11 protein-coding genes and 1 tRNA gene are annotated in these 11630 nt (G+C 52.7%); all 12 read left to right on the top strand.

Annotation, left to right across the window (positions count from 1 at the left end):
- Positions 1–113: 113 nt before the first annotated feature.
- Positions 114–506 (top strand): response regulator, encoded by a 393-nt coding sequence (locus tag QN359_RS01990; protein WP_322249048.1) that lies wholly within the window; start codon positions 114–116, stop codon positions 504–506.
- Positions 507–2159 carry a diguanylate cyclase gene (locus QN359_RS01985; RefSeq protein ID WP_322249047.1) on the top strand — a complete coding sequence of 551 codons (1653 nt, stop codon included), beginning with the start codon at positions 507–509 and terminating at the stop codon, positions 2157–2159.
- Between the two features lie 70 nt (positions 2160–2229).
- A complete protein-coding gene (locus tag QN359_RS01980; RefSeq protein WP_322249046.1) occupies positions 2230–2964 on the top strand; it encodes an SIMPL domain-containing protein in 735 nt (244 codons plus the stop codon).
- Positions 2965–3078: 114 nt separating this feature from the next.
- Positions 3079–3945, top strand: a complete 867-nt coding sequence (gene pssA, locus QN359_RS01975; RefSeq protein ID WP_322249045.1) for a CDP-diacylglycerol--serine O-phosphatidyltransferase — start codon at positions 3079–3081, stop codon at positions 3943–3945.
- Positions 3946–4294: 349 nt separating this feature from the next.
- The gene (locus tag QN359_RS01970; protein ID WP_322249044.1) at positions 4295–5833 is read left to right on the top strand and encodes a 2-isopropylmalate synthase; all 1539 of its coding nucleotides are present in this window, start codon (positions 4295–4297) and stop codon (positions 5831–5833) included.
- A gap of 160 nt (positions 5834–5993) precedes the next feature.
- Entirely contained in the window at positions 5994–6263 is a 270-nt protein-coding gene (gene rpsO / locus QN359_RS01965; RefSeq protein WP_322249043.1) for a 30S ribosomal protein S15, read from the top strand.
- Between the two features lie 223 nt (positions 6264–6486).
- Entirely contained in the window at positions 6487–8616 is a 2130-nt protein-coding gene (pnp, locus tag QN359_RS01960; protein WP_322249042.1) for a polyribonucleotide nucleotidyltransferase, read from the top strand.
- Between the two features lie 112 nt (positions 8617–8728).
- A complete protein-coding gene (locus QN359_RS01955) occupies positions 8729–9706 on the top strand; it encodes an NAD(P)H-quinone oxidoreductase (RefSeq protein ID WP_322249041.1) in 978 nt (325 codons plus the stop codon).
- 104 nt (positions 9707–9810) lie between these two features.
- Complete coding sequence (gene tpiA / locus QN359_RS01950) at positions 9811–10563, top strand: triose-phosphate isomerase (RefSeq protein WP_322249040.1); 753 nt, start codon at positions 9811–9813, stop codon at positions 10561–10563.
- A gap of 43 nt (positions 10564–10606) precedes the next feature.
- On the top strand, positions 10607–10981 hold the full coding sequence (gene secG, locus QN359_RS01945; protein WP_322249039.1) for a preprotein translocase subunit SecG: 375 nt from the start codon (positions 10607–10609) through the stop codon (positions 10979–10981).
- 86 nt (positions 10982–11067) lie between these two features.
- A tRNA-Leu gene (locus tag QN359_RS01940) sits at positions 11068–11152 on the top strand.
- A gap of 113 nt (positions 11153–11265) precedes the next feature.
- The gene (locus QN359_RS01935; RefSeq protein WP_322249038.1) at positions 11266–11625 is read left to right on the top strand and encodes an NADH-quinone oxidoreductase subunit A; all 360 of its coding nucleotides are present in this window, start codon (positions 11266–11268) and stop codon (positions 11623–11625) included.
- The last annotated feature ends 5 nt before the right edge of the window (positions 11626–11630 follow it).

Here is an 11630-nt window from a genome sequence, read left to right as displayed (position 1 = left end):
CTGCCGCCATATTCATTCAATATCAAGACTGCGCAAGGAATCTGATTGTGATGCCTGCCATCTTGATTTATGCTTGACTCAACGAGTCAGCCGTTTTCGCATAAGGAGTTTCCATGGTATCTGCAAGCCTCAAGCATATTTTGTATGTCGAAGACGATCCTGATATTCAAACGGTAGCGCAGATCGCGCTCGAAGTCGTCGGCGGGTTCAGCCTGACAATTTGCAGTTCCGGTGCCGCTGCGCTGGCCGAAGTGCATGGCAACTGCCGTCCCGATTTACTCCTGCTTGATGTGATGATGCCGAATATGGACGGCCCGACCACGTTGTTGGAATTGCGCAACATTGTTGCTACCAGCAATACCCCAGTGGTATTCATGACTGCTAAAGTACAGTCATCAGAAGTGGAATTGTACAAATCCCTAGGCGCAATCGGCGTCATCGCCAAACCCTTCGACCCCATGGAATTATCGGCTCAGGTGTTAAAGTTATGGCAAGAAAGAGCGTAAATGACGGAAAAAATCGACAGCTTGCAAGAAAAATTACGCGCGCTTGAGCTCGTTTTCGTTCAGAAATTACCGTCTAAATTCGAAGAAATTTCTGCTGCCATGCAGCTTTACATTGCCGATCGTAGCAACCGCGATGCCTTGGTGGTGTTGCACCGCCATTTACACACGATGGCCGGTTCCGCCGGTACTTTCGGCTTTGATGCCATCGGCGCGCAGGCGCGCGTGTTCGAGTCACAGATGAAACCATGGTTGGATCAAGTCGTGGCCAGTCACGGTGAACTGTTGGCCTTTGCGGCGCAAATGAAGCAGTATTTTCAAACCGCGCTGGAAGCGCTCAAAACACCGGCGCATGACAGTGCAGAGCTACCGCGCAGTCATGCCGAGGAAACGCTGGAGGCTGATTCGGCGCGCCTGATCTATTTGGTCGATGAAGACAGTTGCCAGCAGCAGGCGATCACGGTACAACTCGAACATTTCGGTTACGAAGTCGTGCGCATCGCCTTGCTCAAAGACTTGGCGCTGGCCGTGGCGACGCGCCGCCCCGATGTCATCGTTATCGAGCTGATTTTCCCCGAAGGGCGCTTGGCCGGTGCTGAAGAAATTCAAAAAATAGAACAACTGCAGCGTTTGCGCATACCGACCATCTTCGTATCCAAATCGAGTAGTTTCGAATCGCGGCTGTTGGCGGTGCGCGCCAGAGGCGACGGCTATTTCACCAAGCCCGTTGATGTGGTGACGCTGACCGAACGCATCGATGCGATACTGCAGCGTGATGTCAGCAATGGTTACCGAATTCTGATCGTCGACGATGATACCGTTACCTCGAAATTTTATGGGGCGATCTTGCGTGATGCCGGCATGAATGTCCGTCTGCTCAATGATCCTACCCAGATACTCGGTGTGATGACCGAATTTCGTCCGGAACTCTTGCTGCTTGATGTGTATATGCCGGTCTGTAGTGGCGTCGAACTTTCGCACTTGATACGCCAAGATAATTCGTATGTCGATGTGCCCATCGTATTTTTATCGAGCGAAGCCGATCTCGGTGAGCAATTGCTGGCCGTGCGTGCCGGTGCCGATGATTTCATCACCAAGCCGGTGGCACCGGAATACCTGATTTCTTCACTCTCGACGCGGGCCGAACGCTATCGTTCCTTGCGTGCGCTGATCATGCGCGATGGCTTGACGGGTTTGTACAACCATACCGCCATCAAAGAACAATTGGCCTCGGAAATTCTGCAAGCCGGGCGCAATGGTGCGCACTTAGCACTGGCCATGATCGATCTTGATAATTTTAAACAAGTCAACGATAACTATGGGCATGCTACCGGGGATCAAGTGCTGCGCACGCTGGCGCGCCTGTTGCGTCAACGCTTGCGCCGCAGCGATATTGTCGGTCGTTACGGCGGCGAAGAATTCGCCATCATTTTCCCCGACACTACCGCCAGCACCGCGCGGCGCGTGCTCGAGCAGGTGCGGCTGGCGTTTGCCAACATCCGCCAACATGCAGAAGAGGTGGAATTCTCGGTCAGTTTTTCGGGTGGGGTAGCCGATCTCGAAGCGAGCACCGATGCCGATGAATTATTTGATGTCGCCGATGCCGCCATGTATATTTCCAAGCAGAGCGGGCGCAATCGCATCAGCTTGGCTTGAACGGTTCGCAACTTTTTCCTGTGCCGCCGGTCTCAACGACGCCTGTTGGCATTTTTTAAGGAAAACAATTATGAAAAAAATCGTCTTCACTTGTGTTGCACTCGCCTGCAGCATGCCCGTGCTGGCACAAAGCCTGAGCGGTGCCGAGCTGAGTCTGGCCGGCAGCGCCGATATCCGCGCCGAAAACGATCAGGCCATCGTCACCTTCTTGGTAGAAGAACAAGATAAAGACAAAGCTGTGGCAGCCTCGCGGGTCAACCAGAAGATGAAACTGGGCACGGAAATTCTGAAACGCGAAGATCCGCAAGGGCAATACAGTACCCGCGCTTATTACAGCTACCCGGTGTATGCCGAGGTGCCGCCGGGTGCCGTCGGTGCCGCCCGTAAGCCGCAGCAGATTGGCTGGCGCAGTGGGCAGTATCTGGAATTGAAAACCACCAAGCTGCAGCAATTGCCGGCCACCGCGGCGGCGGCGCAGAAAGTGCTGGCCTTGAATGGTATCAGCTTCGGTTTGTCGGAGGCGGCCACTACGCGTCTCGAAGCTGAGCGTATCGCCGCCGGCTATCGTAATTTTACCGAAAAACTGCGCATGGTAACGGCCGCCATGGGCAAGAAAATCGAAGATGTGCAGATCACCTCACTCTCCTTTGATGGCGCAGCCAATGAAATGCAAACCTATGCCGTCGCCGCGCCGCGTATGTTGAAGGCCAGTCGTATGGAAAGTGATGCCGTGGCCGAGACCAGTTTTGAGCCGGGTACGACGCAACTGTCGATACGGGTGGCCGGTAAAATAATCATCAAATAGCCGGGGCGGATGATTTTGTCGGTTTTCCTGACTGGCAAACGCGGTTATACTGACGCCAACAACAGCAGGTCCTTGCCCGCCACGCGCGGGCGGTTTTTCTCATCTCAGACAAGCATGCCATCTTTTAATCGACGTAAACCCAAGGGTAGTTTCAAGCTCTTTCCAAAAGGCGTGCGCAAGGCCCAGCAACGCGGCGAAGGCGAAGGCCTCAGCGGCTCGCTTGAGCGCGTCAAACGCGGCCGCGGCATTTATCTGTTGCCCAATGCGTTTACCACTGCCGCCTTGTTCTGCGGTTTTTACGCTATCGTGATGGCGATGGATCAGCGTTTTGACAAGGCCAGCGTGGCGATTTTCATCGCTATGATACTCGACAGCCTCGATGGTCGGGTCGCGCGCATGACCAATACCCAAAGTGAATTCGGGGCGCAGTACGACAGTTTGTCCGACATGATCTCGTTCGGCGCGGCACCAGCCTTGGTGGCTTACGAATGGTCTTTGCGCGGCATGGATAAGCTGGGCTGGCTGGCCGCTTTCGTTTACTGTGCCGGGGCGGCGCTGCGGCTGGCGCGCTTCAATACCAATATCAGCGTGGTCGACAAGCGTTATTTTCAAGGTTTGCCCAGCCCAGCAGCAGCAGCCTTGGTGGCCGGCTTCATCTTGCTGATGAATGACTTGCATTTTTCTGGTGCCGAGTTGCACTGGTATGCTTGGAGCATCACCTTGTTCGCCGGTTTGACCATGGTGACCAATGTGCCGTTTTACAGTTTTAAAGATGTTAACCTCAAGCGTTCGGTGCCATTCATGGCACCTTTGCTGATCTTACTCATTTATGTGGTGGTCGTCAGCGATCCACCAAAGGTGTTGTTCGGTTTGTTTGTTTTGTATGGTTTGTCGGGTTATGCCGTGCTGTTATGGCGCTGGCGCAAGGGCCGTCCGATCAGCATCATCCAGACCAGCGTCGAACATGGCGACGAGAAATAAAATTCGGCATTCTTTCCTTAAAGCCACAATGCAGCCCCAGCATTGTGGCTTTTTTAATTTCCAGCCTGATTTAATTAGGTTTTGCCTGCTCTAAATTCTTGCACTTTTTTGTTTTCGCGCTTATAGTCTTTCACATGAACTTTCCTATAGCGATCATTGCAGCATCCCCTTTAGTCGGCGCCACGCGTCTGCTATCGCTATCGGCATTCATTCTAGTGCGGTAACGCGCACACCCTCATACCCCCCCAATTCGAGTCCCTGCTTATCCCTGTGCGCGCTGCAAGGATGGGGCCGAGAATAGCCAAAATTCAGTAACGACTTACATTTCGCATCATTTTCAGGAGAAATCATGGCAGACAAACTCATCATATTCGACACCACTTTGCGTGATGGCGAGCAATCCCCTGGCGCATCGATGACCAAGGATGAAAAAATCCGTATCGCCAAGCAGCTCGAACGACTGAAAGTCGATGTCATCGAAGCCGGTTTTGCTGCCGCTTCCCAAGGCGATTTCGAGTCGATCAAGGCGATTTCCTCGACCATCAAAGATTCCATCATCTGCTCGCTGTCGCGCGCCAATGATCGCGATATCGCGCGCGCGGCTGAAGCACTCGCCAGCGCCCAGCGTAAGCGGATTCATACCTTCATCGCGACCTCGCCCTTGCACATGGAGAAAAAGCTGCGCATGAGCCCGGATCAAGTGCTTGAGCAAGCGATCCAAGCGGTCCGCTATGCGCGTAATTTTACCGATGATGTCGAATTCAGCCCGGAAGATGGCAGTCGCTCGGAAATGGATTTCCTTTGCCGCGTGATTGAAGCCGTCATCAAAGAAGGCGCGACCACGATCAATTTCGCCGATACCGTCGGTTATGGCGTGCCTGAATTGTATGGTCACATGCTGAAAACTCTGCGCGAGCGCATCCCGAATTCGGACCAAGCAATTTGGTCGGTACATTGCCATAACGATCTCGGCATGGGTGTCGCCAATTCCTTGGCCGGTGTGATGATCGGTGGCGCACGTCAGGTCGAGTGCACCATTAATGGTTTGGGCGAGCGGGCCGGTAATACCGCGCTCGAAGAAATCGTCATGGCTATCCGTACCCGGAAAGATTACTACAATCTCGAACTCGGTATCGATGCCACGCAAATCGTGCCAGCCTCGAAATTGGTGTCGCAAATCACCGGCTTTGCGGTACAACCGAACAAAGCTGTGGTCGGTGCCAATGCCTTCGCCCACGCTTCCGGCATCCATCAAGATGGTGTCTTGAAGGCCCGTGACACCTATGAAATCATGCGTGCCGAAGATGTCGGCTGGAGCGCGAATAAAATTGTGCTCGGCAAATTATCGGGTCGCAATGCCTTCAAACAGCGTCTCGACGAACTTGGCATCACTTTAGAGTCGGAAACCGAAGTCAATGCCGCGTTTGCGCGTTTTAAAGAGCTGGCTGATCGCAAATCCGACATTTTCGATGAAGATATCCTGGCCTTGGTGTCGGATGAAGAGCAAGCCAATGATAAGGAAGCCTATCATTTCGTTTCCTTGGCCCAGCACTCGGAAACCGGTGAAATGCCGCACGCGAAAGTGGTGTTTTCGAATCAGGGTAGCGAAGTCCATTGCGAAGGCAGTGGCAATGGTCCGGTTGATGCGATTGTCAACGCGATCGAATCGAAAGTCGCCAGCGGTGCTGAATTGCTGCTCTTTTCAGTCAATGCCATCACCACCGGCACCCAGTCGCAAGGCGAGGTGACGATGCGTCTGTCGAAAGCTGGTCGGATTGTTAACGGCGTTGGTGCCGATCCGGATATCGTGGTCGCTTCGACCAAGGCTTATCTGGCAGCATTGAATAAACTCGAATCGAAATCCGAGAAACTCAATCCACAGGTTTGATTTTTCACATCGTTTCATGTTATATTTGCCGGTCCCGTCAATCCGACGGGGTTTGAAGCTCACGATAATGATGGTATTGCCATAGTATTGGCAAGGTCATGACGATGGTGTCGGTCATTACCGACACGGTCACTGTTGTTATCGCATGTAAAGGAAAATAATGTCTATTGAAAAAAATGCAAAAGCCGCTATCGTCGCCGATAACGCACGTGGCCTCAATGATACCGGTTCACCGGAAGTGCAAGTCGCTCTGTTGACAGCACGTATCAATGACCTCAACGGTCACTTCAAAGCGCATGGTAAAGATCACCATTCCCGCCGCGGTTTGATCATGATGGTCAACCGTCGTAAGAGCCTGTTGTCTTACCTCAAAGGTAAAGACTTGAATCGCTATCGTTCGCTGATCGAAAAACTCGGCTTGCGTAAGTAATTTTTGCTTAACCTGGCAAATAATTCATAGTAAAAAGCCTGCGTCAGTTGACTGTCGCAGGCTTTTTGCTTTTCAGTACAGAGCAGTATGGTAATAAGTGGTTTTGGTGAAGTTTTCAAGTTATTGGCTTGAAAATCAGCAAAAAAGCAATCTTGATCGATTGCTCGCGGTGAGGTGAACGACAGCCCCTGAAAATCTGTCGGCATATTCGAAAGGACACATTGTGTTTAATAAAGTTACTAAAACCTTCCAGTACGGTCAGCACACAGTTACGCTGGAAACCGGTGAAATCGCCCGTCAAGCTTCGGGTGCCGTGCTGGTATCGATAGAAGATACCGTGGTATTGGCGACAGTTGTTGCCAGAAAAGATGCCAAACCAGGCCAGGATTTCTTCCCCCTGACCGTTGATTACATGGAAAAAACCTATGCAGCCGGTCGTATTCCCGGTGGTTTTTTCAAACGTGAAGGCCGTCCTTCCGAAAAAGAAACGCTGACTTCGCGTCTGATCGACCGTCCTATCCGTCCGTTGTTCCCGGAAGGCTACCTCAATGAAGTTCAGGTCATCATCCATGTCTTGTCGGTCAATCCGGAAATCGATCCGGACATTGCTGCCATGATCGGTGCTTCGGCCGCTATTTCAGTTTCCGGTATTCCTTTCAGTGGCCCGGTCGGTGCTGCGCGCGTCGGTTATATCGATGGCCAGTACGTGCTCAATCCAACTGCCAGCCAATTGAAAACTTCCAAGCTCGACTTGGTTGTCGCCGGTACCGAACAAGCCGTTTTGATGGTGGAATCGGAAGCCCAGCAATTGTCGGAAGAAATCATGCTCGGTGCCGTGGTATTCGGTCACGAACAAATGAAAGCCGTCATCGATGCGATCCATGACTTGGTACGTGACGGTGGTAAGCCGGAAGTCGAATGGGCACCAGCACCGAAAAACGAGCCGCTGATCGCTGCTGTCACTGCCGTGGCTGAGCCACTGCTGCGCGCCGCTTATCAGATCAAAGAAAAGCAAGCGCGTACTGAAAAACTCAAGGCGGCCAACTCGGCGGTCGCCGCTGCTTTGGCTGCACAAGCAGCCGCCAGCGGTCAGGCTACGCCTGATTCGGGTGAAGTCGGCAATGTCATATTCGACCTCGAAGCGAAAATCGTTCGTTCCCAGATCCTCGACGGCGAACCGCGTATCGATGGCCGTGATACACGCACGGTCCGTCCTATCACGATCCGCACTGGCATTCTGCCGCGCACGCATGGTACTGCCTTGTTTACTCGTGGCGAAACCCAAGCGCTGGTAATCGCCACGCTCGGTACTGCGCGCGACGAACAAAAAATCGATGCCTTGATGGGTGAGTACACCGATCGCTTCATGTTGCATTACAACATGCCTCCGTTCGCTACTGGTGAAACTGGTCGCGTCGGCACGCCTAAGCGTCGTGAAATCGGTCATGGTCGTTTGGCTAAACGTGCTCTGGCTGCTGCTTTGCCAGATCCGGAAGATTTCAGCTACTCGGTCCGTTTGGTATCGGAAATCACGGAATCGAATGGTTCTTCGTCGATGGCTTCGGTCTGCGGCGGTTGCCTGGCCTTGATGGACGCCGGTGTACCGATGAAGGCGCACGTCGCCGGTATCGCCATGGGCTTGATCAAAGATGGCAATAAATTTGCTGTCTTGACCGATATCCTCGGCGATGAAGATCACTTGGGTGACATGGACTTTAAAGTCGCCGGTACCGCTGCCGGTATCACGGCCCTGCAAATGGATATCAAAATCCAAGGTATCACCAAGGAAATCATGCAGGTCGCATTGGCGCAAGCTAAAGAAGGCCGCGTACATATCCTCAATATCATGCAAGCTGCCGTACCAGTTGGCAATACGGAATTGTCCGACTTCGCACCACGCCTGATCACGGTCAAGATTAATCCGGAAAAAATCCGTGATGTCATCGGCAAAGGCGGCGCGGTCATTCGTGCACTGACAGAAGAAACCGGTACGCAAATCGACATCAGCGACGAAGGTATCGTCACCATCGCCTCCGTCGATGCAGCGGCTGGTCAAGAAGCCAAGCGTCGTATCGAAGAATTGACGGCGGAAGTGGAAGTCGGCAGAGTCTACGAAGGTACCGTCTTGAAATTGCTCGATTTCGGCGCGATTGTACAAATCATGCCAGGCAAAGATGGTTTGTTGCACATCAGTCAAATCGCCAACGAGCGCGTGAATGCGGTTGCTGACTACCTCAAAGAAGGTCAGCAAGTGCGTGTCAAAGTACTTGAAACGGATGACCGTGGTCGTTTCAAACTGTCGATGAAAGCCGCGCTGGCCGAAGTCGACGCGCAGCCACAGCAACAGCAGTAATTTGCTTTGCCGGCAGCAGTCGGCATTGCCTCAGACACCCGTGCCCGAGCTTCGCGCACGGGTGTTTTTTTCTTCGCATACAATAGAGCCTTAACTTACCCGGAGTGTGCCCATGCGTGCCATAGAAATCAGCCAGTACGGCGGTCCCGAAGTCTTGCAATTATGCGAACGCGCGCAGCCGCAAGCCGGTGCCGGTGAAGTCTTGATCAAAGTCCATGCGGCTGGCATCAATCGTCCTGATGTCTTACAGCGTCTCGGTTTTTACCCGGTGCCCCCCGGTGCCTCTGATCTGCCGGGCTTGGAAGTTGCCGGTGAAATTGTCGGCGGCGATCTCGCTGGTAGTCAGTTTGCCCTCGGTGATCAGGTCTGTGCCTTAGTGCAGGGTGGCGGCTATGCCGAGTACTGTGTGGCCCCGCTGGGGCAGTGCTTGCCAGTCCCGGCCGGCTTATCGATGTTAGAAGCGGCTTCGTTGCCAGAAACTTATTTTACCGTGTGGTCGAATGTGTTTCAGCGCGCCCGCTTGCAAAGCGCAGAGAGTTTGCTGGTGCAGGGCGGTACTTCCGGTATTGGTGTAGCTGCAATACAAATTGCCCGCGCACTTGGTCATCGTGTATTTGCCACTGCGGGTAGTGAAGAGAAATGCCGCGCAACCGAGCGTCTCGGTGCCGAGCGCGGTATCAATTATAAAACCGAGCAATTCGCCGATGTGGTCAAGCAATTGACGGATGACAAAGGTGTCGATGTGATTCTCGATATGGTTGCCGGTAGCTATATTCCGCAAGAAATTGCTTGCCTGGCTGATGATGGTCGCATTGCCATTATTGCTTTGCTGGGTGGGACACATGCTGATGTTGATTTTTCGCAAGTTTTGCGTCGACGCTTGACTATCACCGGTGCCACACTGCGGCCGCGTTCGGTGGCTTTCAAGGCAATCGTGGCGGCAGAGCTGCAAAATCGGGTCTGGCCATTGCTTGAGAGTAAAGAAATTGCCCCTATTATTCATCAGGTGTTTCCCTTGGATCAAGCGGCACAGGCGCATCGCATGATGGAAGAGGGCGCGCATATCGGTAAAATCATCTTGAAATTGTAATATTTTGCCGACTTTTCGCTGTGTAAGCGGCGATCTGACGTGTCTGGTTTGACCGTGTACGTCACTGCAAGATACAATAGACGGTTATTTATACTGTGAACACTATGCGACGCACTCTAATAGCAGGTAACTGGAAAATGAATGGCAGCTTGGCTGCGAATCATTCGCTTCTGGCAGAAATTAAAGCTGGCATGCCGGCCAAGGCCTCGGTCGATGTGCTCGTTTGCGCGCCAGCACCATATTTGCTGCAGTGTGCGGAGTTATTGACCGATTCCGCCATCCGTTGTGGCGCGCAAGATGTGTCGGCGCATGCGCATGGCGCATTTACCGGCGAAGTGGCGGCATCGATGTTGGCTGATTGCGGTTGCGCATATGTGATCGTTGGTCACTCTGAGCGTCGTGCTTACCATGCGGAGACTAACGCGACGGTGGCGCAAAAAGTATTGCAGGCACTGGGTTCGTCGATCACCCCGATCGTTTGCGTCGGAGAAACTCTCGAACAGCGCGAATCGGCCCAGACCGAGCAGGTGGTTGCTCAGCAGTTGCAGGCAGTTTTGGCGGTATTGGCCGCCGATCAGATTACTCGTATCGTGCTTGCTTATGAGCCAGTGTGGGCGATCGGCACGGGTAAAACTGCCAGTCCGCAAATGGCCCAAGATGTGCATGCCTTCCTGCGTGCCCAAGTTGCTCTGGTCAATCCGGTAGCGGCGCAAGGCATGCAAATTTTGTATGGCGGCAGTATGAAACCGGATAATGCCAAAGACTTGTTGGCGATGGCGGATATCGATGGTGGCTTGATCGGTGGTGCGGCATTGAAATCAGCAGAGTTCTTGGCGATCATAGCTGCTTGCGGCTAATTTAATTTGTTTGTTGGTGTTGCTTAATCTTTAGGGTGTTTTGATGCAAACTTTTTTTACTTTGATAGTAGTAGTTCAGGTCTTGTCAGCATTGACGATAATCGGCCTGGTGTTGTTGCAGCACGGTAAAGGCGCCGACATGGGCGCGTCTTTCGGCTCCGGTGCTTCCGGCAGTTTGTTCGGTGCCACCGGTTCTTCGAACTTCTTGTCGCGTTCCACCGGTGTGGCAGCGGCTTTGTTTTTCATCGCGACTTTGGCGCTCGGCGTGCTTAACGGCAACCGTAAAACCAGTACTGGCGTGATGGATAGCTTGGGTGCGGTAAAAACAGCACCGGCCAGTGCGGCAGCGGTGGCGCCGGCAGCACCAGCGGCAGCAGTGCCAGCATCGGCTGCGCAAGTAAACCAGATTCCGAAATAAATTTGTACTCTGCAGCAAAAAAACCTTGGTTTTTCTCGATTGTGCGTTGAACAATGAGGGCAATCAGAGTAGAATGCTGTGCTTAGGCCGACGTGGTGAAATTGGTAGACACGCTATCTTGAGGGGGTAGTGGCGAAAGCTGTACGAGTTCGAGTCTCGTCGTCGGCACCAAAAAATAAGTCAGTTATCTTTACTGGCTTTGTCGAGGAAGCGGTCATTTTGTTGACTGGCATAGTCAATAAATGATCCGCTTCAATATGGCGTTCAATTACAGGTGGCCTAACGTGAACCTCGAAAATTATTTCCCCGTACTTCTCTTTATTCTGGTTGGTATCGCTGTTGGTGTGGTGCCGCAATTTTTAGGTCGCATTCTCGCTCCCTATAAGCCGGATTCTCAAAAAACATCCCCGTACGAATGTGGCTTCGAAGCTTTCGAGGATGCGCGTATGAAGTTTGATGTGCGCTATTATCTGATCGCAATTCTGTTCATTCTGTTTGATCTTGAGACGGCATTTTTCTTTCCGTGGGCCGTCGCCATGCGCGATCTCGGCTTGACGGGCTTCTTGATTATGTTGGGTTTTGTGCTCGAATTCGGTGTCGGATTCTGGTACATCTGGAAAAAAGGCGCTCTTGATTGGGAGTGATGGAT

The sequence above is a fragment of the Undibacterium sp. 5I2 genome (genome assembly GCF_035019605.1).
GTDB lineage: Bacteria > Pseudomonadota > Gammaproteobacteria > Burkholderiales > Burkholderiaceae_D > Undibacterium.
Note: the sequence above shows the minus strand (reverse complement) of the source record. Positions and strands in the feature narration are given on the sequence as shown.